The sequence below is a fragment of the Streptomyces mirabilis genome, from assembly GCF_018310535.1.
Classification (GTDB): Bacteria; Actinomycetota; Actinomycetes; order Streptomycetales; family Streptomycetaceae; genus Streptomyces.
Genome location: NZ_CP074102.1, coordinates 5594188 through 5619677, shown reverse-complemented (window position 1 = coordinate 5619677; position 25490 = coordinate 5594188). Strand labels below are relative to the sequence as shown.

Sequence of the window (25490 nt, the reverse complement as noted above, 5' to 3'; positions counted from 1 at the left end):
ATAACCGGAAATTGATTTTCCGGTTATCTCTTGTCCCGCACGAGGAGGCCCCCATGACCACGTCGACAGACCCCCACACCCCCGCCGGCTCCCCCGACTTCCCCGCCTTCCCCGACCTCCACGGCGCGGTGCTGCGACCCGGCGACGACCGGTACGACGCGGCCCGAGCCGTCTACCAGGGCCGTGCCGCCGACGAAGGCCCCGCGCTGATCGCGCGGTGCGCCGACGAGGACGACGTCGCGGCAGTCCTGCGCCACGCCTCCGCACACGGCATCCCGGTGGCCGTACGCGGCGGCGGGCACGGTTCGGACGGGTACGCGATGCCCGGCGGCGCGCTGGTCGTCGACCTCTCGGCGATGAAGGCGGTCACCGTCGACCCAAAGACGCGGGTGGTGCGGGCCCAGCCGGGTGTCCTGCTCGGCGAGTTGGATGCCGCCACCCACCGGCACGGCCTCGCCGTACCCGCCGGCACGGTCAGCACCACCGGCGTGGCCGGACTGACCCTCGGCGGCGGCATCGGCCACCTGATGCGCCGTCACGGCGCCACCGTCGACAACCTGCTGGCCTGCGAGATGGTCACCGTGGACGGCCGCAAGGTCCGCGCGGACGAGGCCGAGAACCCGGAGCTGTTCTGGGCGTTGCGCGGCGGGGGCGGCAACTTCGGCGTCGTCACCGCCTTCGAGTACCGCGCGCACCCGGTCGGCCCCGACGTCGTCGCCGGACAGCTGATCTTCCCCTTCGACCAGGCCGCCGACATCCTCGGCAAACTCCCGGCGCACATGGCCACGGCCCCGCGCGAACTGGGCCTGCTGGCCGCGATCGCCCCGGCCCCCGCGCTGCCGATGCTGCCGCCGCAGGCGCACGGCAAGCCGGTGCTCGTCCTCGTCCCCGTTCACAGCGGGAATCCCGCCGAGGCCGACCAGGTCGTCGAGGCGCTCGCCGCGCTCGGCCGGCCGCTGGCCAACCTGGTCACGAAGATGCCCTGGCCGCGGGCCAACAGCATGCTGGACGCCGTAGCCCCGTACGGAAAGCGCATGAACCTGCGCGGCGGGTACCTGCCGGCGCTGTCCGCCGACGTCGTCGACGCCCTGCTGCGGAACGCCGCCGCCGCACCCTCACACCCCGGGGCCGCTGCCACGATCAACCTCTGGTGCATGGGCGGCGCGATCTCCGAGGACGTCACCGAGGACGCCACGGCCTTCTCCCGCGAGGGCGCCGCCTGGCTGTGGGAGGCCGTCGGCATGTGGGACACGCCGGAGCGCGACACCCAGTACGAGCAGTGGGCCACGGCCATCGACGCGGCAGTACGGCCCCACTCGCTGACCAACGGCTACACCAACCTCACCGACGACTTGGGCGAGGCGTGGCGGCACGGCGTGCACGGCAGCGAGGCCAAGCACCGGCGGCTGCGCGCGGTCAAGGCCGCCTGGGACCCGGACAACCTGCTCCGCTTCAACAAGAACATCACGCCCGCAACCGCCGAATGACCCGGCCGAACCGAATGACCCGGCCGAACGGACTACCCCGAACGAACCGACTTCCCCCCGGCCCACGGTGCCCTGCGCGCGGGCGACAGAGCACCCGACGCCCCCTGCGCGGACCGTACGGGCTCCCCGTTACGTCTCTTCGACGTCTTCCGGGGCCCGCACTTCACCCTGCTCACCTTTCGGCGGGAGTCCTTTGCCGCGGCTTCCCGAAGGCCCGGTCCGCGCCTGCCGGATCGGCGCGCCGGGGACGGATCCCCCTCCCGCCTGGACCGGTCCCCGGTTCGAAAAGTTCGAAAAGTTCGAGAAGGATGAAGTGAGGTGCCGGGCCGCGGATCGCGGCCCGGCACCTCGGTGTCGCGGCGTGCGTTCCTAGGCCGATGCGCGGAGGATGCGCCTGGCGGCAACGTCCTGCCCGACCGCCGTTCGGATCACAGGCCACCTCCGCCCGGCACCGGCGCGGTGCGCGGTGAGAAGTACTTCATGCCCCAGGAACGGGCGGCCGCCGGTGGCCGCCGACGGCTTCACCTCGGCCGGGCAGGTCTGCGGATGGGCAGAGAGACCACACCCAAGACCAGCAAAAACGCCCTCCCAGAGGGAGGGCGGAAACAGTGCACGGACAGAGCGCCCCCGGCAGGACTCGAACCTGCGGCCAAGCGCTTAGAAGGCGCCTGCTCTATCCACTGAGCTACGGGGGCCAGGTGTGGTGGCCGGTTTCGTGGTGCCCGGGTGTGGGCCGATCCGTGACCTTGCCGGGGACAAGGATAGGGCTCCCGGGTCCTTGTCCCTGGTGCTTCGCCTCCGTGGCTCAATGTGGAGGTTCAGTGAAGCGGTCCTGATAATCGCAGGCAGGTACGAATCGTGCACCGCTTTTGGCGTCTCGCGCATCGGGTGTTGTGCACTCGTTATGCCTGCGCCCCAGTCGTCCCTTCCGCCCCGTGTGTCCTGTCGGCGCGCAGACATAGCCATATGCTTCAGAAAGCCTCCAAAATTGGGCATTCTTCGCATGTGGTGACCTTGGACGTACGGCCTCAGCTGCTCGACGCACTCTCCGCCCTGCGCGACCGTGTCGCCGCCGCACGCTTCCCGCTGCCCCTGGCGGGGGCTCCACGCGCGCGTGCCAACCGCGACGAACTGCTCGCACAACTAGACGACTATTTGGTGCCCCGGTTGAGGGAACCCGAAGCACCACTTCTCGCCGTGATCGGCGGGTCGACGGGAGCGGGGAAGTCCACTCTCGTCAACTCCCTCGTCGGACGCCGGGTCAGCGAGGCCGGCGTCTTGCGGCCGACGACCCGGACGCCGGTACTGGTGTGCCATCCGGAGGACCATCACTGGTTCAGTGGAATGCGGGTGCTGCCCGACCTCACGCGCGCGTGGGTGCCCCACCAGGAACCCGGCGACGACCTTCAGGCCCTCATGGAGCGCGGGGAACGGGTGCTGCGTATCGAAACCGCCGACACCCTCCCCCGGGGCCTCGCCCTGCTCGACGCGCCCGACATCGACTCCCTGGTCGCCGACAACCGCGTACTCGCCGCCGAACTGATCTGTGCTGCCGACATCTGGGTCATGGTGACCACGGCCGCGCGGTACGCCGACGCCGTGCCGTGGCATCTGCTGCGTACCGCCAAGGAGCACAAGGCGACCCTGGTGACCGTTCTCGACCGGGTGCCCCACCAGGTGGTGTCCGAGGTCTCGCGGCAGTACGGCGCCCTGCTCACCAAGGCGGGGCTCGGCGAGGTGCCCCGCTTCACCGTGCCGGAACTGCCCGAGTCCGCGTGGGGCGGGGGCCTGCTGCCCGCCACGGCCGTCGCGCCGCTGCGCACGTGGCTCGTCCACCAGACACAGGATCCCGGAGCCCGGCACGCGGCGATGGCCCGTACGGCCCAAGGACTCCTCGACTCGCTCAAGGCCCGGATGCCTGAGCTCGCCGGTGCGGCCGCCGCGCAGTACGCGGCCGCGCTGCGGCTCACCGCCGCCGTCGACGGGGCGTACGACAGCGAGCACGCGCGTGTGAAGGGGCGTCTGCAAACCGGTGCCGTGCTCTCCGGGGACGCGCTCAAGCGGTGGCGCGCCTACCCGCTCGACTGCACCGCGGGTGAACTGCTCGACTCGCTCGTCGAGAGCCTGGCCGCACTCCTGCTGTGCGCCGTCACGGCCGCCGACGAGCGCGTGGACGACGCCTGGCGGCGCGAACCGGCCTCGGGTGCTCCGGGGCTGACGGACCGTGATCCGACACCGGAGAGCGCCGAGCACCGGATCGGGATGTCCGTACGACGTTGGCGGCGAGTCCTGGAGGAGTACGCCGAGGACGAGGTCGGCCGCCTCGACAAGAGCGTGGCCCCGGACGCCGAGGTCGTCGCCGCGCTGGTGGCCACCGCGCTCCTGGGCGGCCACAGGGCACGCAACGCGGGCGAGGGGCTCGCCGAGCGGCTCGGCGCGCACGGCGCCCTGCGGCTGCGCGAGAGGGGCGGGCGCCTCCTTGCCGAGTACCTCGACAGGGCCCTGCACACCGAGCGCGAGCGCCGTCTCGCCCCGCTCGACGCCCTCGACGTGCACCCAGAGCCCCAGGCCGAACTCATCGCCGCGCTGTCCGTACTGCAGAAGGAGAGGTGACCGCGGTGACTGCCGTCACAGACCACACGGATCACGCCGACCACACCGGAGACGATTCCCCCGAAGACGGCACGTCCGATCACGGAATGTCCGGTCACGACGCCTCCGACCACGGGGGCGCGTCCGACCAGGGAAGTTCCGAAAACGGCCGCCCTGAAGCCTCTCGTTCCGAGGCCGACTCCCCGAAGTCCTTCGCCACGGAAGCCGCGGACGGCGAGCCCGCCGCCGGGGAGGCCGCGATGGAGGCTCCCCCGGAGTCCGTGACGAAGGCGCAGCCGGAGGGGGAAGCCGAGGCGGAGACGGAGACAGAAGCGAAGGCGGAGACGGAGACAGAGACGGAGGACGCCGAGCGGGCCCAGGAGGTCGCCTTCGATGCCCCGCGTGGCGGCGCGCAGACACGTGTGAAGGACGACCCCGGGCACTCACGGGTGAAGACCGACGACGTCGGTACCCGTGCCGAGTCGGAGACCGCCTGGGACGACGGGCTGATCGCCCGCCGCGTGTCCGAGACGGCTCCCGGCCAGGAGGCACACGCCCCGTCCCTGGTCCTGGAGACCAAGACCGCCGTACAGGCCCCGCCGCCCCCGCTCGCGTACGACGGACCCCTGAGGTCGCGCCTTGACGCGCTCCGCGAGCTGGTGGGGTTGTCGCGCACCCGGCTGGACAGCAGGACGCTCGCCGAGGCGAGCCGGGTCCTCGACGAGGCGGCGGCGCGCCGCAAGCTGTCCGGTGAGCACACCGTCGTCGCCATCGCCGGGGCCACCGGCAGTGGCAAATCGCAGCTCTTCAACGCGCTCGCCGGGGTGGCCATTTCGGAGACGGGCGTGCGCAGGCCCACCACCGCGGCGCCCATCGCGTGCAGCTGGAGCGACGGCGCGGCGACCCTCATCGACCGGCTCGGCATCCCGGGACGACTGCGCAGACGTCCCCTGCAGAGCCCGGAGGCGGAGGCACAACTGCGCGGCCTCGTCCTGGTCGACCTGCCCGACCACGACTCCGCGGCAGTCCAGCACCGCGAGCAGGTGGACCGCATCCTGGCGCTCGTCGACGCGGTCATCTGGGTCGTCGACCCCGAGAAGTACGCGGACGCCATGCTCCACGAGCGGTATCTGCGGCCCATGGCGGGCCACGGGGAGGTCACCTTCGTGGTCCTCAACCAGGTGGACCGGCTGCCCGGCGAGGCCGCCGACCAGGTTCTCGACGATCTGCGACGACTGCTCGACGAGGACGGGATCGCGCTGGGCGAGTACGGCGAACCGGGCGCGACCGTGATGGCGCTGTCCGCGCTCACCGGGGACGGCATCGGCGAACTGCGCGAGTCGCTCGGCCAGTTCCTGGCCGAGCGGGGCGCCGCCGCCCGTCGAATTTCGGCCGATCTCGACGCGGCCGCCGCGCGACTGCGTCCCGTCTACTCGACCGGGCGGCGTACGGGGCTCAGCGAGGAGGCGCGCGACGAGTTCGCGGACCGGCTCGCGGACTCGGTGGGCGCCACGGCGGCCGGCCAGGCGGCCGAGCGCGCGTGGCGCCGCAACGCCAACCGCGCGTGCGGCACCCCCTGGCTGCGGCTGTGGCGCTGGGTCCAGGACCGGGGGGACTCGACGACGGGCCGGCTGTCGGTACGGGCACCCGCGGACGAGGAGGCCACGGCCCGGCAGCGCGTCGAACAGGCGGTGCGTACGGTGGCGGACCGGGCGGCCCGCGGGCTGCCCGCGCCCTGGGCGCAGGCGGTGCGCGAGGCGGCCGTGCGCGGTGCGCAGGGGCTGCCGGAGGCGCTGGACGAGATGGCGACGCGCGCCACGGCACCGGTGGGGCGGCCGCCGCGGCCCGGCTGGTGGCCGGCCGCCGTGCTCGCGCAGGCCTCGATGACGATTCTTCAGATCATCGGCGGGCTGTGGCTGCTGGGGCAGATCATCGGGTTCATGGCGCCGAACCTCGGGGTGCCGGTGCTGCTGATGTTGGCGGGCATCATCGGCGGCCCGGCCGTCGAGTGGGGCAGCAGGATGGCGGCGCGCGGACCGGCCAAGCGGTACGGGCTCGAAGCGGAACGGCGATTGCGCGAGGCCGCCGCCGGGTGCGGGAGGGCGCGAGTACTCGATCCGGTGGCGGCGGAGTTGCTGCGGTATCGGGAGGTACGGGAGCAGTACGGGCGGGTCACGGGGGCGTCGGCGCCGGTCGGATGACGTGGAGGCACTCCACGGCCTGAAGTGCCTCCACCCCTTCGGGTGACGCGGTTGTCCACAACCGGCCGGTAGCACACAGGGCTCAGCGGGCCCGGCCCGACGAAGGCAGTCTGAACTCGCGGCGATCGCAGCGCATGCGAACGCGGAGCGTGTGAACGCAGAGCACGCGAACGCCGCGACAGACGCATTCGTACGGGAGAGGGGTCGGGCATGAACGAGACGCTGGTGTGTGCGGTGGGGAACGTGGCGACGCAGCCGGTCTACCGAGAGTTGGCGAACGGCACGTCGGCGAGGTTCCGCCTGGCGGTGACGGCGCGGTACTGGGACCGCGAGAAGAGCGCCTGGACGGACGGGCACACCAATTTCTTCACCGTGTGGGCGAACCGCGCGCTCGCCACCAACGTGGGGGCATCGCTGTCGGTGGGCGATCCCGTCATCGTGCAGGGCAGGTTGAAGGTGCGTACCGAGGTACGCGAAGGACAGAGCTGGACGTCGGCGGACATCGACGCGGTGGCCATCGGCCACGACCTCTCGCGCGGCACCTCGGCTTTCCGGCGCCCGAACAAGGAAGGCGACACAACTGCGTCCCCCCGTCCCGAGCCCAACTGGGAGACGGAGCCGGAGAGTCGTTCCCTGGAAGACTCCCAACAGCAGCCGGAACCCGCCGGAGTGACCTGACGTCAGGTACGGAATCGCACTGGCCGGGCGACCTGACCGAACTGCGGCTTATCGACAAATCCGTTCCGGACAGTCCTCATTGATTTGTCGATAAGCGCAGCTCACAGGCTCGCCGACCGATAACGATTCCGATTCGGATCGGTTATCCGACGGCAGGACCGGGAAGCGCGGTGCGCCCACGTCCTTAGGATGCCGGGCATAGCTCACGGGGCTTCTGATTCTGCTGGCGGGACCGTCCCCCCATGTCAACGGGTCCTGCTCGAAGGGGAATTCTGTGTTTTCTTCGTTCTCTGCGTGGTCCGCGCGCAGGCGAGGGGCCGCTCGCCTCGCCGCCGCGACGTTGGTGTCGGGGCTCGTCGCCGCGGGGGCGTTGGCCACCGCCGGTGCGGCCACCGCCGACGATGCCCCGCAGAGTCAGGGCGGCGCGACCGCGACCATCGGTGGTCTGAAGACGTACGGGGCCGCGGTGGTCCACGACAACGGCGTGGACCAGCAGGTGTCCGCCGGTCTGTTCGAGATGTCCGTCGACGGCGGCGGCATGCTGCAGACGTACTGCATCGACCTCCACAACCCGACCCAGCGGGACGCCCAGTACCAGGAGACCTCCTGGAGCGGCACCTCGCTGAACGGCAACAAGGACGCCGGCAAGATTCGCTGGATCCTGCAGCACTCCTACCCACAGGTGAACGACCTCGCGGCGCTGGCCGACATGGCCGGTGCACACGGCCTCACCGAGCAGGACGCGGCGGCCGGCACCCAGGTGGCCATCTGGCGGTACTCGGACGGCGCCGACGTGGACGCGCTGAACCCGCAGGCGGAGAAGCTCGCCGACTACCTGCAGAAGAACGCGCGGAACGTGGCGGAGCCCAAGGCCTCGCTGACACTCGACCCGCCCGCGGTCTCCGGTCACGCCGGCGAGAGGCTCGGCCCGATCACGGTGCACACCGACGCGGACAGCGTGACGGTGACGCCGCCCGCGGACGCCGCCGCCAGTGGGGTGAAGGTCGTCGGCAAGGACGGCAAGGCGATCACCTCGGCGACGGACGGCGGCCGGCTCTACTTCGACGTGCCGAAGGACGCCACGGACGGCTCGGCGGCGCTGACCGTGCAGGCGTCGACGACCGTGCCGGTCGGCCGGGCCTTCGCCTCGGGGACCCGCAGCCAGACACAGATCCTCGCGGGCTCCAGCGAGTCGACGGTCTCGGCGACGGCGACCGCGAACTGGGCCAAGGAAGGCGCGATACCGGCGCTGTCCGCCACGACGAACTGCGCCAAGGGCGGCGTGGACGTCACGGCGACCGTCACGGGCGACGCGCCGTTCACCTTCGAGCTGATGGGGGCCGAGCGCACCGTCGCCGCGGGCAAGTCCCTGACGGTGACGGTCCCGCTGCAGGAGGACCAGGCGTACGACTTCACTCTGACGGGTCCGAACGGTTTCGAGAAGCACTTCACCGGCATGCTCGACTGCAAGACACAGGGCAGCGCGAGCGACATCACGACCCAGACCGTCGGTGAGCCGAGCCCGGCTCTGGCGAGCGCCGACTCCACCGGGGGCACCAACCTCGCCGAGACCGGCGGCTCCGGCGCGACCCCGATCATCGCGGGCATCGCCGTCGCCCTGGTCGTGATCGGCGGCGCGGCGGTGTTCCTCCTCCGCAAGAAGAAGGCACCGGCGCAGAACTGAGCACAGCGGCACCGCACCTTGGCAACTCAACAGTGAGTGACCGCAGCACGGTGACTCCGTGAGCCGCGGCCCCGGCCCGCCCTCAGGCGACCGGGGCCGCGCCCCTTTCCGGCCGCGCCCGTCAGGCCATCGCGCCGACCAGCTCGCGCCGCTCGGGCAGTCCACAGCGTTCGGCGTCGGACAGCGAGGCGATCAGGGCGCTGCGGGCACGGGCCACGCGTGAGCGGACCGTACCTATGGGGCAGTCGCTCACCAGGGCCGCCTCCGCGTACGGCAGTCCGAGGAGCTGGGTCAGCACGAAGGCCTCGCGACGCTCCTCGGGCAGTTCGGCCAGGAGTTCGTCGAGCGCGATGCCGTCGTCGAAGCCCGGCAGCCCGCGCGGCTGGGCGCGTTCGGCGGCGAGCTGCCAGTCGTCGGAGTCGGCCAGCCGGGGCCGGGCCGCCGCGGTGCGGAAACTGTCGATCACGGCCCGGCGCGCGATGGCCAGCAGCCAGGTACGGGCCGAGGAGCGGCCCTCGAAACGGTGCAGGCTGCCGAGGGCGCGCAGGAAGGTGTCCTGGGCCAGGTCTTCGGCGGTCTGCGGATCCGCGCCCAGATAGCTGACGTAACGGCGTACGTCGCGGTGCAGGGCGCGCACGAACTGGTCGACGGCGTCGAGGTCGCCGGCGCGGGCGGCCAGCGCCCAGGCCGTCAGCGACGCGTCACGTGAGGTGGGCAGGGCAGGAGTGTTCACCTGGTGTCCTTCTCGGGTCATCCGGGATCCGGACCCGGCGCGCGAGGGCGGCCCAAGGGTCCGGTGAGCGAAACCGGCCGCACGAGGGCGTACGGCCGAGCCCGGGGCGCACAGGGGCGGCCTCGGGGTACCGGCTGTCTTCAGACGACAGCGGTCCCGGCGGGCGGACCCCGAGAAGTGATCGCGTGGACGAGAAGGAGCCGGCGCGGCGCGCGGGCGGAGCGGACGCGGCGGACGCGCGGACGCGGGCGGCTCACCGGCGCGGGCAGCGCGAGCGGCAGCCTCAGCGGGGCTGCCAACAGGCCGGCGAGGGCCCGCAGGACACGGAAGACGGCTAGCTCTCCGTGCGCGAGCCAGACGCCACAGAGCAGGGCGGCCAGCAGGTGGGCGGCGAGCATGCCGAGCGAGGACGACGTGCCGTCCGCCGCGTGCCCCAGGTGGTCCATGGCGCCCATGTCCATGGCGTCCATGCGTGTCGAGTCCATGGACACGTAGTTCGGGGGCATAGAACTCATGGACATGGGACCCGTGGGCATGGAGTTCATGTCGTGGCCGGTGAAGACCGAGGCCGCCGCACCCCACACTCCCAGGGATCCCGAAGACTGCGCGAGCGAGAACACCGAGTGGAGTGCTGCCTGCGCCGCGACCACGGCGGACACGATCAGGGGCAGTCCGCGTTCCCGGCCGGCCAGACACCAGCCCGCGCCGCCGATCACCGCGCCCGAGGCGCCCAACGCCCACCAGGGCACGGTGCCGCCGGACATCATCACGTGCCCCAGGGCGGCGAGCAGCACACAGACGACCGCGAACACCGCGGCCCGTACCGTGCGAGAACACCACCCAGCAGTCATGGCGGGCTCATCCTCGCATCTGGGCAACAGGCTTCACGGGAGGGTACGGAAGTTTCTCACCCCCCACTCATGCGCGGGCTCAACTCGCTTCGGACGCACGGTGTTCACGAGCGAGCTGGTGGGGGAATCCGTCCCGCCGACGGAGGGCGAGGTCGACGGGACGGCAACCGTTCAGCGCGTGGTCATCGGCCGGTGAGAGCCGATGGGAGCCGGTGAGAACCGGTGAGAGGCCGCTCGCCTACTCGGAGCGGGCACGCCGGCCGCGCGCGAGGGCGTAGCCGGCCCCGGCCAGGCCCAGGACGCCCACGACCAGTCCGGCGATACCCAGGCCACGGGCCGTGGAGTCACTGCTCGACGTCGAGTCGGCCGCGACGGCCGGCGCCGAGCTCGACGACGAGGACGAGGCGGAGCCCGACGCCGAGTCCGAGGTCCCGTCGGAACCCTTCTCCGCGTCCTTGGCGGTCAGGGTGAGCACCGGCGCCGGGTTCTCCGGCTCCTCCGCGCCCTTCTGCTCCTCCTCGATCCAGCGGACGACATTGCCGTCCGAGTAGGTCTGCAGGGTCTTGAAGCTCAACTGGTCTGTGTCGTCGGGCAGCTGGCCGAAGGCGACGTTGAAGTCCTGGTACTGGCCGTGACGGATCCGGCCGCCGGTCCAGGTGATCTCCGAGACGGCCTCGGTGATGGTGCCGTCGTCGGTCTTGACGGGGGTCTTGAGCTTCGTGGTCGTCACCTGCGCCGTCCAGCCCTCCTGAGGGGTGACGAGCACGCCGAGGACCGGGTGGTCCGTCGGCAGGAAGACCTGCACCTTCGTGGTGCTTGCGGTGTCCTCCTCGTTGGGGACGCGGAAGGTGAGAACACCGTCCGTGGCTCCCTTGGCATAGGTCTCGGGGTGGACCGTCACATGCGCGAAGGCGGCGCCCGCGGCGGCCAGGACACCGGCCGTGGTGAGGGCGGCGACAAGGCCGGCGCGGCGCAGGGTGGTGCGAATCGGGGACATCAGGGGAACTCCGTACTGGTGGGGATGCGGTCAGGGCGTGTACGCGAGCCCTGCCGGCGGTCCCCGACGGGAGACCGCGTGGCGCAGCAGCAGTTGCCGAAGCGGCCGAGGTTCCCGCGCGGTCCGGCATACGACGGCCGGCCGGGTCGGTACGGCGGACCACCCCGCGCGCACCCGCCACCAGGCGGCGAGCCCCGGTACGAGAGCTGCGGCCCGTCGCAGCAGGAACCAGAACGCGGCTTCACCGCGCCGCAGCCACCAGGTCGCGAGGAGGGCGGCCACCACGTGGGCGGCGGTGGCGTGCGGTGTCATGGCGTGCCCTGCTGGGTTCGCCATGTGCGCGCCGTGCATGTCCATCGCCATCCGCGGACCGGCCGCCTCGAAGGCGAGATGCAGTCCGGCCTGGGCAGCCAGCATCCCGCCGCCGATCCCGACGAGCGAGCGTTCGCGTCCGCCCAGCAGCCAGCCGGCCGAGAAGACGGCGAGGAGCCCGGCGCCGTCCGCCCACAGCGGCGGCGCCTGACCGGTGGCGAGCCCGTGCCCCCCGGCGGCCAGCAGCACGCACAGCACGGCGAACACCGCCGCGCGCAGGCTCCGTACCTCTGGGGACGCACTCATGGAGCCCAGATACTGCCATGGCGGGCGAACGGCCGTCGCGGCTTCCTGAGCAGCTGCTTCCTCCGAGGCCGTCCGGGGGCCTCGAAACGCCGCTCTGGCAGGGTCCGGTCGAGCCGGGAGGGAGGTGGGAACCTGACATACCGCTTCGCTGTGTCGTGCTCGACGGCTGTCAGGGCGTAGCGACCGAGGTCTGCCGACTGGTCGCCAGTGGCGGACGACGTGGAGGTCGCGAACCCGTCGGCTGCCCGGCAAACCCCTGACCGCCCGCAACCCGGCCGACCTGGAGAACCCGACCACCGCGCCGGGACTCACCTGCTCCTAGGCCGCATCAGCGATCACCCAGGCGATCGGCAGCGCGGAAGCGAGCACCCTCAACGGCGCGCCACTATTTTCAACATCGCTCCTCCCCCACAGCAGCCTCGCTGCTATCACGCTGTCGCCGCTTTGCCGTGTGACCGGCTTTCCCGGCCTCTGAGCACTACGGCGACTCCGCCACGATCCGATGCCATCAGCGGGGATCGCGCCCGCCCGTCGCCAGCCGGCTCGTTGCGCCCGAACCGCCGGCCCACCCACAGCGGCATGACTCCGACTGGGTGGCCCACAGCCCTGCTTCGATATCCGACTCCATGGCAGTCTCAACGCACCCCGATCGAGCGGCTCACGGACCACCACTGCCCTGATGCAGCATCAGCCCACTGGATGCGAAACGGGCGCGCTGACCAGGACAAATGGAGAAGCACAACCGAAGTACTAATCCCCCTCTCCCATGCCGACGTTCGCCCCGGGCACCGTCTTCAGCAGTGGTCCGAGGACGGCGGCCTGAGGGAGCTTCAGGTCCGGCAGACCGTAGTGGTCGGGGTTGGGTGCGCTGAGCGGGGTGTCCACGGCCAGCCCCGGCGTCAGCGTGGTCAGATCGGCGGCAGGCGCGTCCGCCCCGAGGTGGTCGAAGCCGTGCCCGAGGAGGTTCGGAAGGGGCGTGCGCAAACCCGCCCCGGGCAGTCCGGCGCCGACCGGCAGTCGCGGCACCGCCCGGTCGGGGAGCAGTCGGCCCTCGACGTACCGCGGCCCCTCGGGCCCGCCCGGCATCGGCACCGGAAGCTCCCCGGCGATCTTGGGCGTCTGCAGGTTGAGGGCGCGCCCCACGCCGTCCAGAGGTACGGGGACGGGAACCTTTTCGGCCGCGACGGCCGGGGTCACGGCGGCGGCACCCATCGCTGCCGCGACGCCGGTGACGACGGCGGCAAAAGTTCCTCGAGTGATCGACTTCATCTCAGGTACGGTCCCTTTCAGGATTCGGTGGATCTGCGTCCATACCGGGTAACGATCCGTAGAACGCCTTCAGTTCAAGATTCCCCTGACGGACCCAATAGTCAGCTCGTCCAGAAATTCCACCAGCGGGTCAGGATCAGCATCCCGATGATCCCGATGTGCACGACCGGCAGGACCCAGGTGAATTCTCCGAGGAATCCCCGCAACCAGCCGGGCGCGGGCAGAAATGCATGCCGTACGTTGAACGACGTCACGTACCAGAACATGATGATCGTGGCGACCCATGCCAGACAGCACCAAAGACACAGCGCGTTGATGCGGTACAGCGACTGGAACTGGAGCCAGGTGCAGAATCCGACGCCGAAGAGGGTGCCGGCGTTGAAGGTCAGCCAGTACCAGCGCGGGTAGGTGGCCCGCGCGAGCAGGCTCATCCCGACGCAGATCACGATGCCGTACGCCACCAGGCCGAGCATCGGGTTGGGGAACCCGAAGGCCGCGGCCTGCTTGCTCTTCATGATGTTGCCGCAGGAGACGACCGGGTTCAGGCTGCACCCCGGCACGAAGTTCGGGTTCTCCAGCAACTTGAACTTGTCGATCGTGATGACCCACGCGGCGAGCAGACCGGCCGCGCCGGTGATCACCAGTAGTAGGGCGAACGCGCGGCTGCCCCCCGCGGTCCGCACCCTCGCGGCGCCGCCGGCGGTCCGTGTCATCAGCCGCGCAAACTGTGCGCGGGCAGGAGTACATGGGCCGCGCTGAGCAGGATCTCCTCGTTACCCGCGAAGGCCGCCAGGCTCTCCGGCTCGACGGGCTTGCCGGGCTCGGCCTCGGGCCAGGCGCGGGTGGCGAACAGAAAGTAGGCGTAGCCCCGTTCACCGACCGCCGCGAGCCACTCGGGCGGCACGACGCACTGAGCGTTGAGGTACGGCATCGTGACGACGGCTTGGCCCGCCTCGACAAGGAGGGTGAGCGGCAGGCTCGGCTGCCGGGTCCCGTCGAGTAGCGAGTCGCCGACTGGCAGACCGTTGTTCCGCAGCAACTGCTCGATGGCGGCCGTGGCGGCCTCCGGGCCGCCTTCACCGTCGCCCAGGGAGTAGGCGAGGAGATAGGGCATGTCGCCGTCGGGCACTTCACCGCTGAAGGCAATGACGGCGAGCGTGCCGAGATCGGCGGCCCGGAAAGGGCGCGTTTGGCTTGAGGTTGAGGTCACCGCGGAACCTTATCGACGCACCCGAACGGGCCTGGCCGATTTCTCACCCGAATGGCCGACGACCGACGGGCGACCACACGAATGGGGGATGCTCCTCGAACAACGCGAAGGGCCGACTCCGCGGGTACGGAATCAGCCCTTTCAGTCCGCGTGCGACCTCAACCGAGGAGGCACGACGTCACTTGTTGTCGCACACGTTCCCAAACGCCGGGTTCAACGCGCCGATGACGTTGACGCTGAGGCCACAGGCGTTCACCGGAACGTCCACGGGGACCTGAATGACGTTGCCGGAGGCGACACCGGGGGAATTGGCCGCCGAGCCCTGTGCGCCGGCATCGGCGACGGCGCTGCCTGCGGCGGCACCCGCGGCCATTCCGGCGGTGGCGAAAATGAGAGCGGCCTTCTTGGCAAGGTTCATCGTCCGTCCTTTCCTTGGTGACTTGCTTCAGCCTAGGGATGAGTCCGCAGGCCTTTCGGTAAGACACGCGATGAAGTGAATCCATTTCCCTGAACCGACTGGCTCCGGAGGGAACCGATCAGTTCCGGAGGGGAAGTCCGCCGAGGAGCCGCGCGGGGCCGCCGGCCGCGTTGAGCGCCTTCGTCGTGCCGCTCACGGCGTTGAGCACCGAACTCTTGTTCTCGGTGTCGAGCGCGTTCGACTGATGCTGCAGGGGCTGCACGTCCTTCAGGCTGAGCGAGCGCTGGCTGGCGATGGTCTCCAGTGCGCTGTTGAGACTGGTGGGCGTGAGGTCGGAGGCCTCGACGGCAAAGGCGGGCGCGGCGGCACCAGCGATGATCACGGACCCGGCAACGACAGCGGCAGCATTCAGGGACTTCATCGTGCTCCTTTCTTCGGTGACAGGTGCCACCGGAGGGAATTTCCGCTTTTTCCGGACTGACTAACGAGACCCGGACACGAAGGAAACCCTGTGCAGACGATTCCCGCACCCCACCCGAACGTCCAACCCGCAATGAACAGCCTGTGGTCGGCGGCTCGTCCAGGGCCGCGGCCCGGCGCGCCGCCCGGCTCGGGCTCCCCACGCCAGGGCAGCCGGCCACCCGCTCGCGGAGAGCAGGGTGGTTCTTCTTGACGACGGCCCAGGGCGCGTTCCGGTGTGTCGGCTACCCACTCACCGATCGCGGCCATCGAGGTGGCGGGCTCAGCAGGCGGGCTGCTCACTTCGAGACTTCTCAAAGACCCTGGGCTGACAACTGCTTCGCCTCAGGCACCGCTCCCCCGCGCCCAGGAGGACAGGGTTACCGCCCAGGACCCCGACGACGACGTGGACAAGGGCCGTCACCACAGCGTTGGCCGTCGGCGTGGCGGCCAGCTCGGCGTCGCAGGCGTGCCGGGCGTCGCAGCAGTCGGCGGTGTCACCGGCAGCGCCACGGTGACCTTGGCGATCGCGTCGTTCACGGCCTGGCTGAGCTTCGCCACTTCGGCGGCGAAGAGCTGGCCGTTGTCCGCCTTGAGCGCGGCGTTGAGCAGGTCGATGACCGGGGCGAGGATGCGCCGTGGGGCAGAGTACGCATGGATGTTCCCCTCGATGGTGCGTCGGATCGTGTGCCCACCGTGAAGCGGATGTCACCACCTGCAACCCGTAACACGCTCCATGTAACGGCCGGGTGTTACTGCCACGGCGGTCGTCACTGACGAGGAGCCATGCAAGGGCCTTGTACCCGCTTCCCCCAATCGGGACAACGCGGACCGGCCGCCCTCCCGTTGGGGAAGGCGGCCGGCGGAAGGGTTGGCGCTGATGTCAGCCGTTGGCGCAGGTATTGCCGAACGCGGGGTTCAGCAGACCGATGACGTTCACAGTGTTCCCGCAGACGTTGACCGGAACGTGGATGGGCACCTGCAGGACGTTGCCCGACAGGACGCCAGGGGATTGGGCCGCCGAGCCGGTGGCGCCGCTGTCGGCGGCAGCGATGCCGGCGGTGCCCGCCACGGCAGCGGCGGCAACGGAGGTCAGGGCCAGGCCCTTCGCGATACGCGACATGGAGAAGTGCTCCTTGGAATCGTCACAACGTCCGGGCGAGATGCCCGGTGCTGGAATCAACGCGCAGGACACGCACGAGTTGCGCCTCCAAAGGAGTGATCTCACCATCACCGAACTCCACCATTCCGATACATTCATGAGACTTAACCGACAAACGCAGTGAGTGGCTGAAGCCGAAAACCTCCCACAGCGCCTTGCCACGGGGATGCCGGAATCAGGCTCGGAATACCGACCTGGAATCAGACCTCGGCCATCCAGCGGGAGTTGGACCCCGCGTAGGAACTGGCACGGTGTACCGGGCCACCTGGAGACCGAACGCCTCATCGCAGCCTCGGGGTTCGGGGTGGGCTGCGAGCAGCTCGGACTGTCGGCCGACGAACTACACAGGAGCCCGGCGGCGGTGGCCGGCGGTTCTCGGGAGACCGACCGAGACTTCATCCTCGGTGCCGGGCCGCTTCATGTCGGCCACGCTCGTACGAGGGTTACGGCGGCGGCTGCGCGCGGGGCCGGGCGGCGAGCGGGTCCCAGCACCCTCGGACCGGCACGGGCGGGACGCGGCCATGCGCATCCAGGCCGGCACCAAGGAGCGGAAGGACAAAGAGAACAGCACAATTGGGTGCCGAACGCGGCGAAGCGTCCGGCACCCAGAGCGTCGTACTACCGGCGGGAGGCGACTCGACCTCGTCGGTACAGGACGGCTCCGCCGATCAGTAGCGCGGCGCCGGCGGCCGAGGCCCCGAGCACGTTCTCACTGCCGGTGTGCGCCAGGGTGGGCGGATTCCCGGAGGGAGAAACGGGCAGGATCGGCTGCCGGAGGGTCCGCGAGGGGGTGACCGGCGTCACCGGCGGGACGGTCGGAGGCGTGGTGCTGGGAGGCGTCACCGGCGGGACGGTCGGAGGCGTCGCCGGCGGGGTGTTGACGTTGCCCCCAGGTTCGTTCCCGCACCTGTTGCCGAACGCCGGGTTCAACAGGGCGACGACGTCGACCGTGTTGCCGCACGCGTTCACCGGAACGTCCACCGGAGCCTGGGCCTGGTTGCCCGACAAGACGCCGGGCGAGCCCTGCGTCCTGCCGGACGCCAAGGAGCCGGAGGAGCCGGAGGAGCCGCCCTGCGAACCCGAGCCGTTGGTGCAGGAGTTCCCGAAGGTCGGGTTGAGCGCGCCGATCACGTTGACGGTGTTGCCGCAGGCGTTCACCGGCACGTGCACCGGAACCTGAACGCTGTTGCCCGACACGACGCCGGGTGAGTCCATAGCGCTGGCGTCCGCGTTCGAGTCCGCGAACACGGGGGTGCCGTACAGGGACAGGATGCTCGTCGTGGCCGCGGCCACGACCATTCCCCTACTCAGGTTCTGTCGCAATCTCGTTGTCTTCCTGCTTGAAAGAAGTGAGGAAAGCCGGCCTTGGAGCCGAAAGAGCGATCCAAGGCCGACCGTGATACAGCCGGGAAGGCTGATGCTGTCGCGTCAGCCGTTGGCGCAGCTGTTGCCGAACGCCGGGTTCAGCAGGGCGATGACGTCGACCGTGTTGCCGCACACGTTGACGGGGACGTGAATGGGGACCTGAATCACATTGCCCGAGAGGACACCCGGCGAGCCGACGGCGGAACCTTGGGCACCGGCGTCCGCGAAGGCCGGGGCGCCCATCCCCAAGGCCATGATCGCGCCGGCGACAACAACAGCGCTCTTCTTGTGCTTCACGTAATTTCCCTTCTCTGCGGCCATGGCCCTATGACGGCCGAAACCGAGCGAGCACACCTTGAGCGGCTCGCACCACGACCTGCAGTCTGTAAACGATGGAGGACCGTCCGAAGAAACTAAAGAACGTGCGGCGCTTGGGAATTCACTCGAATCGCCCTGTACTCGAATCGGCACCGAGGTGCACACGAACACCCATACGGGAAGGAACGGTTCCCTTGAATACGTTCTGCGGGGCCGACAGGACCGAACGACTGCTTGACGTCGCGCCCACCGACGGACGTGGTGCCGCGGTCGTCACCGATCGCAGGTGCCTGGGGGTACGTCTGCCGCCGGCACACAGGCGACGAAAGCTGCGACCGCCGCGGCCACCGCCTTCTTGAACATGTGCCGTTCCTTTCCTCGCGGAGACATATGTTCCTGCTCTCGCATCAACCCGGCGGTCCTGGACTGGTTTCGGTGATTCACCCGATCGGCCCTATTGGGCCATCAGGGTGAATGGGAGCAACCAAGGGCGTCCGCGGCGGTTGAACCAAGGCGCTCCGATAGACGGGGTTTCTTCAGAATGGATCCAGCCAGTGATCAAGAAGGTTATGACCGCCGCCGCGGTCACCGTTTGCGCCGTCGGCGCTTCCGCTGCTGCCGCGCCGCAGGCGCTGGCGATCGGGAATGACGGTGGCACGACGTCCGTCAGCGGCTACGGCGCCACCCAGTCGTTCGGCAACTCGGCGACCACGGGGAACATGAGCCCGCAGATGGGGCTCATCCAGGGCTCGCTGAACAAGCCCTGCGTCGGCCTGCCCGCGAAGGCCAACCTGGGCTCGCTCGTCGGCGTCGTCCCGATCGCCGTCCAGGACGTCCCGGTCCTGTCGGCCCCGCAGAACCAGCAGTGCGTCGAGAACTCCACCCAGGCCAAGGGCGACGAACCGCTGTCGCACATCCTGGACCGGATCCCGGTCCTGTCCGGCAACGGTGTAGGCAACAAGTAGCACTCTTTCCGCCGGCGGGCCGCAGAACTCTCGGCGGCTCGTCGGCCCATCTTCTTTACGTGACCATTCACTTGCCGAGTCACGTCACGAGTCACGTGTCGAAGAAAAGACCCCCGCCGTGTCCGGCGAAACTCAACCACGGGGTTCCTGGTCGCGGCGCTGCACAGGCCACGGGGCAGGCACGTCCTGACCGATGCGGTGGCGATGGCGCTGATCGGCCGCACACTGCTCGGCGCCGCCCGGACCGGCCTGGGTTTCCACATCGAGACGCTGATGGACCTGGCGCCTGTCTGGGCAAGCCGCACGAGGAGAGTCAGCCGATCCCGCCCAAGGAGCGGCCCCGGCCGAGCGATCCGCCACGCGCCGGCCAGATCGACACTGCGTGTCGGTTCAGAGGAGCTCACTGGCGTGTCGGCTGACGGGGCGAACGCCCCGCATGCTGGGCCAAATGGGGCACTACCCGCAACCCTTGGGCGGTCTGCCCAGTTGATGATCATGCAGCTCCCCAACAGGAGTCCGCTTTCCGAAGGGAATGAACATGAAGAAGCTGTGGGCAACCGCGGCTATCGCCGCTTCTGTCGCCGGTATCTCGGCCGCGGCCGCCCCCCAGGCCCTGGCGATCGGCGACGACGGTGGCACGACGTCCGTCAGCGGATACGGCGCCTCGCAGTCGTTCGGCAACTCGGCGACCTACGGCAGCATGAGCCCGCAGATGGCGCTCATCCAGGGCTCGCTGAACAAGCCCTGCGTCGGCCTGCCCGCGAAGGCCAACGTGGGCTCGCTCGTCGGCGTCGTCCCGATCGCCGTCCAGGACATCCCGGTCCTGTCGGCCCCGCAGAACCAGCAGTGCGTCGAGAACTCCACCCAGGCCAAGGGCGACGAACCGCTCTCGCACATCCTGGACGACATCCCGGTCCTGTCGGGCAACGGCACGAACAACAGCTGATCCCAGCACCGCGAGAGCGGGCCGCCGAGCACCTCGGCGGCCCGCTCTTCGCGTACTCGCTGGTCCTCTTGGTGTAGCGGGTTGAGCTTGCGGTCGACGGGGAGCCGGCGCTGGTGGCGTTCTCGGGACGCGCAGGGACTCCGGGCCCGGCCAGTACGCCGCATACGGTCGCCAAGTCCTTACCGCCACCGCTATCCCATGAGTCCACTCGCCCGCTCCACCGAGTCCGCCAGGTCGTCCACCGCCTTGTCCTCCGCGGCGGTCGCCACCCGGTGTGCGCGGTCGGCGAGTTCGCCCAGCGGGAGGGCGCCGGGGAGCGGGCTCCTGTTGTCGTCGCCCGTGCGCAGGTCGTCGGCGAAGTACGCGGCCACGGCGTCGACCTGGAGGCGGGTGGAGGAGGTCCACAGGTCCTTGTCGAGGGAGCCGGTCTCCAGTTGGCCGGACTCCTCGTGCGGGGCGCGGGTGTCGGGGTCGAGCCAGCGGACGCTCGCGGTGGCGAGGTGGCCGGAGGCGCCGGGCCTGGTGCGGACCGCGTAGAGGGCGGTGACCGTGTGGCCGGGGCCGATCTCGCCGCCGTCCACCCGGTCGTTGCGGAAGTCCTCGTCGGCGACCTGACGGTCGTCGTATCCGATCAGCCGGAACTGCTCGACGGTCTCCGGGTCGAAGGCGACCTGTGCCTTGGCGTCGCGGGCCGTGAGGTCGATGTTCTGCGGGAGTTGCTCGCAGAAGACCTTGCGGGCGTCCTCGAGGGTCGAGACGTACGTCGTGTGGCCGTCGCCCTTGTCGGCGAGGCGCTCCATGAGGGCGTCGCCGTACTCGCTGCCCACACCGACACCGAAGAGGGTGATGCCGTGTTCGCGACGGGCGGTGGAGATGTTCTCGAGGATGGCGTCCGCGTCGGTCTCGCCGGTGTTGGCGAGGGCGTCGGAGATCAGCACGACGCGGTTGGTGGCGCCCTCGCGCAGACCCTCGACGGCCGTGGCGTACCCGGTGCGCACGCCCGCGCCGAGGTTGGTCGACTCCGTCGGTTCCAGTCCCCTGATCACGGAGTAGATGCGGCCGCGGTGGTGGCCGAGGCGGGTCATCGGGAGCACGGTCCGGGCCTCGTCGCTGAAGGTGACCACGGCTATCGAGTCGTCGTCGCGCAGCCGGTCCGTCATCACGCCGAGGGCGTCCTTGGCGAGGTCGAGTCGGCCGGGCTCGCCCATGGAGCCGGAGATGTCGATGACGAAGGTGAGGGCGGCGGGCGGGCGTTCGCCGCTCTGGGCGGCGTCGCGGGTGGCGAGGCCGACGCGGACCAGCGACCAGCCCTTCTCCCGGGTGCGGGCGCCGTCGACGGTGACCGAGAAGCCGTTGCCGTCGGGGCGCCGGTAGTCCTGCCGGAAGCTGTTGACGAACTCCTCGGGGCGGACGGTCGACGCGTCGGGCAGCCGGCCGTCGGCGAGGGCGCGGCGGGCGTAGCCATACGAGGCAGTGTCCACGTCGAGGGCGAAGGTGGAGAGGTAGTCGGGGGACGGCGCGAACTCGCGGCTCGCGTCGCCCGTCGGCGTGTCCTTCTGTTCGCCCTGGGAGGTCCCGGAGGTCCGGTTCGGGGCGGGCTGCGGGAACCCGCGTCCGCCGGACTTGTTCGAACCGTCCGTCGAGGAGCCGTTGCTCTCGCCCGCACCGCAGCCGGTGAGGAGCAGGCCGCTCGCGAGCGTCAGGCCGATCAGGATGGCGACCGGTCGCCGCCGTCGCCCGGTGCTCGGCCGCCGCCACGGTCGCCCTGTGTGCTCGTCGTTCCCCGTCCGTGTCATCCGTGCCCCCTCGGTGAGTCGCCTGTCCGCCGGCTGTCTGCCGACGTCCTTGGGCCGACGTCTGTGACTGTGACGCCCGAGGGGGCCCGGATGTGCGCTACGGAGCGTTGCGGATGGATCTCGAAGCGGCCACGAAGGGCGGTCGTCGAGACCGGTAGGTGACGCTCCGGAGATCTACGACACGATGTCCTTGCGCCGGAAACCCCGGAAGGCCAGGGCGAACAGGACGAGGGCGTACGTTATCGAAATCGCGGTGCCCTGGATCATGCCGCCCCACTCCGGGTTGGGCTGGATGGCATCGGCCCAGGCGAACTGCCAGTGCGCGGGCAGGAAGTCGCGCCAGTGGCCGAGGGCGGTGACCGCGTCCAGGACGTTCCCCACGATCGTCAGGCCGACCGCGCCGCCGACCGCGCCCAGGGGTGCGTCCGTCTTGGTGGACAGCCAGAACGCGAGCCCCGCCGTCACCAGTTGGGACACGAAGACGTACGCGATGACCGCGAGGAGCCGCTGGGCCGCGGTGCCCGCCGAGAGCGCGCCACCGGTGGGGATCTCCAGCGGCCCCCAGCCGTATGCCGCCGTGCCCACCGCGATCGCGACGATCGGCAGCAGCACCATCGCGGCGAGGCTGAGGCCCAGCGCGACGGTGAGCTTGGACCACAGCAGCCGGGCCCGCGGCACGGGGGCCGCGAGCAGATAGCGCAGCGAGGACCAGCTCGCCTCGGAGGCGATCGTGTCCCCGCAGAACAGCGCGACGGGGATGACCAGGAGGAAGCCCGCGGAGACGAAGAGGTTCACCGCGGCGAAGTTGGCGCCCGACGCGGTCGCCGTGTCCATCAGGGTGACCTGCCCGTTGCGCGAGCCCGGGTCACCGCCGATCGCGAAGGCGACGACGAGCACGAAGGGCAGCACCGCGAGGATCGCGCCCATGACGAGCGTGCGGCGCCGCTTCAACTGCCGCAGCAGCTCGACGCGGAGCGGCAGCGTGTGCCGTGCCCGGTACCCGTCCGCCGTCTCGGCCCGTTCGACGAGCGTGCTCATGCGGCACCTCCGATCAGGGTGAGGAACGCGTCCTCCAGCCGTCGGTGGGGGCCCACCGACCGCACGGGGACTTCCAGTCGTACGAGCTCCACGAGCAGGCGCTCGGCGCTGCCGCCCTCGTCGAGGCGGACCAGCAGCCCGCCCTCGGCGGCGACGGCCGAGGCAACGCCGGGCAGCGCGCCGACCTTCTCGACGACCGGCCCCTCCACGGGCGCGCCCGTACCGACGAGGAGGGTGTCGCCGGAGCCGACGATCTCGCTCACCGGGCCGGCCTGGATGAGCCGGCCGCGGTCCATGACCACCAGGTGGGTGCAGGACTGCTCGACCTCGGCCAGCAGGTGGCTGGAGACGATGACCGTGCGGCCCGCGGCGGCGTAGCGGATCATGACCTCGCGCATCTCGCGGATCTGGGGCGGGTCGAGACCGTTGGTCGGTTCGTCGAGGATGAGGAGGTCCGGGAGGCCCAGCATCGCCTGGGCGATGGCCAGGCGCTGGCGCATGCCCTGGGAGTAGGTGCGGACCGCGCGGGCCAGCGCGTCGCCCAGGCCCGCGATCTCCAGCGCCTCCTCCATGTGGGCGTCCTCGGCCGGACGGCCCGTCGCCTGCCAGTACAGCTCCAGGTTCTCGCGGCCCGAGAGGTGCGGCAGGAAGCCCGCGCCCTCGACGAACGCCCCGACCCGGGAGAGCACCGGGGCGCCCGGCCGGATCGCGTGCCCGAAGACGCGGATCTCGCCGCCGTCGGGCTTGATGAGGCCCATCAGCATGCGCAGCGTGGTCGTCTTGCCCGCGCCGTTCGGCCCCAGCAGGCCCAGGACCTGGCCCTTCTCCACACGGAACGACAGGTCCCGTACCGCGTACCGGTCCGCCGACTTCGCGTACCGCTTGCTCAGGTCGGTGATCTGGAGCGGGACTTCGGCGAGCTCGGGGTCGGGCGCGACCGGAGCCGTACGACGACGGCCGGTCAGCAGGAGTGCGGCGGCGGCCAGCGCGCCGGCCAGGGGCAGCCACCACACCCATGAGGGCAGCACGGCGGCGGCGGTCTTCACGCCGGGTGCGGTGGGCACGTGCAGGTCGCTCTTCAGGGAGACCGTGTACGTCGCCGGGGCCGCCGGTGAGGCGTAGCCGAGGTCCGTCGAGGCGAGGACCAGGCGCAGCCGATGGCCCTTCTGGACGTCGTGGTCGATCGCGGGCAGCACGATCTTGACGTCCTTGCCCGCCTTGGCGCCGGTCACCCGCACGGGCGCCACCAGCTGCGAGGGCAGTACCTGCTGGGTGCCGCCCGGCCCGACGTCGTACACCTTCCCGAAGAGGACCGCGTCGTCGGTGCTCGACCGGACGTGAACGGTCACGGTCGGCGACCCGGTGATCCGCAGGTCGCCGCGGAGTGCCGAGGAGTCGAACTGCGCGTACTGGCCCGGGAAGTCGAGGGACACCCCGAGCCCGAGCGCGGACAGCTGGGACAGGCCGCCGGTGCCGCCGATCCCAGGGAGGGCGGAGATCGCGGGCGGACTCGCGCCCGCGGGATTCTGGAAGGTCTGCTCGCGTCGGCCGTCGCTCAGCGCGATGGTGTGCTCGCCGCTCTCCAGGCCGGGGTAGACGTCTCCGCTCGCGCCCCGCAACTGCGCGGCGCCGTCGGTGGAGTCGATGCCGCCGGTGCGGGTGACGCGGAAGGCGGGACCGGTGTCGGCGTTCTTGTCGTCCTTCAGATAGCGGTCGAACCAGGAGCCGACACGGGCCTCGACGCGGCTCGACTCCGGGTTGCCGCCGTCGTGCCCGCCGGCGATCCAGTCGACGTCCACGGGCGCGCCGTTGGCCCTGATCGCCTTGGCCATCGCGTCAGCCTGGCCCAGCGGGAAGAGGGAGTCGGTCTGGCCCTGCAGGATGAGGGTGGGCACCTTGATGCGGTCGCCGACGGCGGACGGCGAGCGTTGCTCCAGCAGAGCGCGCGCCTGGGCGTCCGGCTTCCCCGACTCCGCCACCCGGTTGTACATCGCGCACAGCTGCGCCCCGAAATGGCCGCAGCCGCCACCGGAGTTGATGAATATGCCGGCCCAGAGCTTCTTGAACACGTCGTTCGGGAAGAGCGCATCCGCCAAGTTCCAGTACGTGATCGAGGGGGCGATCGCGTCGACCCTCTTGTCGTACCCGGCGGCCAGCAGGGAGATCGCGCCCCCGTACGAGCCTCCGGCCACTCCCACGCGCGGGTCGCCGCTCTTGTCGAGCCGGACCTCGGGCCGCTTGGCCAGCCAGTCGATGAGCTTGGAGACGTCGGCGACCTCGCCCTTGGGATCGTTCAGCCCGATCTTGCCGGTGGAACGGCCGAAGCCGCGCGCCGACCAGGTCAGCACCGCGTACCCGTCGCGGGCGAGTTGCTCCGCCTCCCGCCGCATGTCGTCCTTGCTGCCGCCGAAGCCGTGCCCGAGGAGCACGGCGGGGCGGCGGCCGGAGCCCGCGGTGAAGAACGACGTGTCGATGTTCACCCCGGCGCCCGTGGTCATCACACGGTCGGTGCGGTGGACGGCCGGCCCGTCGTCCGAGGCGACAGCGGTCCACGTACCGGCGCCGGCGAGCACGACGACGGCGGCCGCGGCGGCGAACCACCGTCGGCGTCCTCGCTGTGCGGGCCCGCGCAGTCGGGGCAGTCGAAGATCCATGTGTCAACGGTACGGGCCGCCACCGACAACGAAGGCAGCCGTCGGTCTG

General features: G+C 70.5%; 22 protein-coding genes and 1 tRNA gene. 7 read left to right on the top strand and 16 right to left on the bottom strand.

Translation table 11 applies throughout. The features are described 5' to 3' along the window. The first annotated feature begins 53 nt into the window (after positions 1 to 53). Positions 54 to 1487 carry an FAD-binding oxidoreductase gene (locus tag SMIR_RS24775; RefSeq protein ID WP_168491664.1) on the top strand — a complete coding sequence of 478 codons (1434 nt, stop codon included), beginning with the start codon at positions 54 to 56 and terminating at the stop codon, positions 1485 to 1487. 622 nt (positions 1488 to 2109) lie between these two features. Here SMIR_RS24775 and SMIR_RS24770 read toward each other — a convergent pair. Next, positions 2110 to 2182 (bottom strand) — tRNA-Arg (locus tag SMIR_RS24770). Positions 2183 to 2492: 310 nt separating this feature from the next. Here SMIR_RS24770 and SMIR_RS24765 point away from each other — a divergent pair. From SMIR_RS24765 to SMIR_RS24750, 4 genes are all read left to right on the top strand, one after another. Further along, positions 2493 to 4100 (top strand): dynamin family protein, encoded by a 1608-nt coding sequence (locus SMIR_RS24765; protein ID WP_168491670.1) that lies wholly within the window; start codon positions 2493 to 2495, stop codon positions 4098 to 4100. Between the two features lie 5 nt (positions 4101 to 4105). Beyond that, positions 4106 to 6280: a YfjP family GTPase gene (locus tag SMIR_RS24760; protein ID WP_249938471.1), complete on the top strand. Its 2175-nt coding sequence runs from the start codon at positions 4106 to 4108 to the stop codon at positions 6278 to 6280. A gap of 210 nt (positions 6281 to 6490) precedes the next feature. Continuing rightward, positions 6491 to 6958 carry a single-stranded DNA-binding protein gene (locus SMIR_RS24755; RefSeq protein ID WP_168491677.1) on the top strand — a complete coding sequence of 156 codons (468 nt, stop codon included), beginning with the start codon at positions 6491 to 6493 and terminating at the stop codon, positions 6956 to 6958. Positions 6959 to 7232: 274 nt separating this feature from the next. After that, positions 7233 to 8642 carry a Cys-Gln thioester bond-forming surface protein gene (locus SMIR_RS24750; RefSeq protein WP_168491678.1) on the top strand — a complete coding sequence of 470 codons (1410 nt, stop codon included), beginning with the start codon at positions 7233 to 7235 and terminating at the stop codon, positions 8640 to 8642. 121 nt (positions 8643 to 8763) lie between these two features. Here SMIR_RS24750 and SMIR_RS24745 read toward each other — a convergent pair whose 3' ends face one another. From SMIR_RS24745 to SMIR_RS24690, 12 genes are all read right to left on the bottom strand, one after another. Further along, positions 8764 to 9396 (bottom strand): sigma-70 family RNA polymerase sigma factor, encoded by a 633-nt coding sequence (locus SMIR_RS24745; RefSeq protein WP_168491682.1) that lies wholly within the window; start codon positions 9394 to 9396, stop codon positions 8764 to 8766. 119 nt (positions 9397 to 9515) lie between these two features. Then, positions 9516 to 10226 (bottom strand): hypothetical protein, encoded by a 711-nt coding sequence (locus tag SMIR_RS24740; RefSeq protein ID WP_168491684.1) that lies wholly within the window; start codon positions 10224 to 10226, stop codon positions 9516 to 9518. Positions 10227 to 10464: 238 nt separating this feature from the next. Further along, positions 10465 to 11223: a YcnI family copper-binding membrane protein gene (locus tag SMIR_RS24735; RefSeq protein ID WP_168491687.1), complete on the bottom strand. Its 759-nt coding sequence runs from the start codon at positions 11221 to 11223 to the stop codon at positions 10465 to 10467. A gap of 30 nt (positions 11224 to 11253) precedes the next feature. Beyond that, on the bottom strand, positions 11254 to 11841 hold the full coding sequence (locus SMIR_RS24730) for a hypothetical protein (protein WP_168491689.1): 588 nt from the start codon (positions 11839 to 11841) through the stop codon (positions 11254 to 11256). A 750-nt stretch (positions 11842 to 12591) separates the two neighbouring features. Continuing rightward, entirely contained in the window at positions 12592 to 13110 is a 519-nt protein-coding gene (locus SMIR_RS24725) for a hypothetical protein (protein ID WP_168491691.1), read from the bottom strand. 101 nt (positions 13111 to 13211) lie between these two features. After that, on the bottom strand, positions 13212 to 13823 hold the full coding sequence (locus SMIR_RS24720) for a vitamin K epoxide reductase family protein (protein WP_168491693.1): 612 nt from the start codon (positions 13821 to 13823) through the stop codon (positions 13212 to 13214). Beyond that, positions 13823 to 14320, bottom strand: coding sequence for a DUF5949 family protein (locus tag SMIR_RS24715; RefSeq protein ID WP_168491695.1), 498 nt, complete (start codon positions 14318 to 14320; stop codon positions 13823 to 13825). The genes SMIR_RS24720 and SMIR_RS24715 overlap by 1 nt, the downstream gene beginning before the upstream one ends. A gap of 178 nt (positions 14321 to 14498) precedes the next feature. After that, positions 14499 to 14738: a chaplin gene (locus tag SMIR_RS24710; protein WP_054231821.1), complete on the bottom strand. Its 240-nt coding sequence runs from the start codon at positions 14736 to 14738 to the stop codon at positions 14499 to 14501. A 118-nt stretch (positions 14739 to 14856) separates the two neighbouring features. Then, positions 14857 to 15159 carry a hypothetical protein gene (locus tag SMIR_RS24705; RefSeq protein WP_099922570.1) on the bottom strand — a complete coding sequence of 101 codons (303 nt, stop codon included), beginning with the start codon at positions 15157 to 15159 and terminating at the stop codon, positions 14857 to 14859. Between the two features lie 921 nt (positions 15160 to 16080). Next, complete coding sequence (locus SMIR_RS24700; RefSeq protein WP_060900577.1) at positions 16081 to 16320, bottom strand: chaplin; 240 nt, start codon at positions 16318 to 16320, stop codon at positions 16081 to 16083. Between the two features lie 657 nt (positions 16321 to 16977). After that, entirely contained in the window at positions 16978 to 17658 is a 681-nt protein-coding gene (locus SMIR_RS24695) for a chaplin (RefSeq protein ID WP_212728405.1), read from the bottom strand. 129 nt (positions 17659 to 17787) lie between these two features. Continuing rightward, a complete protein-coding gene (locus tag SMIR_RS24690; protein ID WP_101405096.1) occupies positions 17788 to 18045 on the bottom strand; it encodes a chaplin in 258 nt (85 codons plus the stop codon). A 551-nt stretch (positions 18046 to 18596) separates the two neighbouring features. On the opposite strand from SMIR_RS24690, the gene SMIR_RS24685 reads away from it, so the two are divergent. Together SMIR_RS24685 and SMIR_RS24680 are read left to right on the top strand one after the other, a co-directional pair. Next, on the top strand, positions 18597 to 19007 hold the full coding sequence (locus SMIR_RS24685; protein ID WP_168491701.1) for a rodlin: 411 nt from the start codon (positions 18597 to 18599) through the stop codon (positions 19005 to 19007). Positions 19008 to 19545: 538 nt separating this feature from the next. Further along, positions 19546 to 19953 carry a rodlin gene (locus SMIR_RS24680; RefSeq protein WP_099925661.1) on the top strand — a complete coding sequence of 136 codons (408 nt, stop codon included), beginning with the start codon at positions 19546 to 19548 and terminating at the stop codon, positions 19951 to 19953. 191 nt (positions 19954 to 20144) lie between these two features. On the opposite strand, the gene SMIR_RS24675 is transcribed toward SMIR_RS24680, so the two are convergent. The 3 genes from SMIR_RS24675 to SMIR_RS24665 all read right to left on the bottom strand — a co-directional run bounded on the left by SMIR_RS24675 (position 20145) and on the right by SMIR_RS24665 (position 25441). Continuing rightward, positions 20145 to 21749 carry a vWA domain-containing protein gene (locus SMIR_RS24675; protein WP_212727401.1) on the bottom strand — a complete coding sequence of 535 codons (1605 nt, stop codon included), beginning with the start codon at positions 21747 to 21749 and terminating at the stop codon, positions 20145 to 20147. A 174-nt stretch (positions 21750 to 21923) separates the two neighbouring features. Beyond that, positions 21924 to 22787: an ABC transporter permease gene (locus tag SMIR_RS24670; RefSeq protein WP_168491705.1), complete on the bottom strand. Its 864-nt coding sequence runs from the start codon at positions 22785 to 22787 to the stop codon at positions 21924 to 21926. Continuing rightward, positions 22784 to 25441 (bottom strand): alpha/beta fold hydrolase, encoded by a 2658-nt coding sequence (locus SMIR_RS24665; RefSeq protein WP_212727400.1) that lies wholly within the window; start codon positions 25439 to 25441, stop codon positions 22784 to 22786. The genes SMIR_RS24670 and SMIR_RS24665 overlap by 4 nt, the downstream gene beginning before the upstream one ends. Between the last annotated feature and the right edge of the window lie 49 nt (positions 25442 to 25490).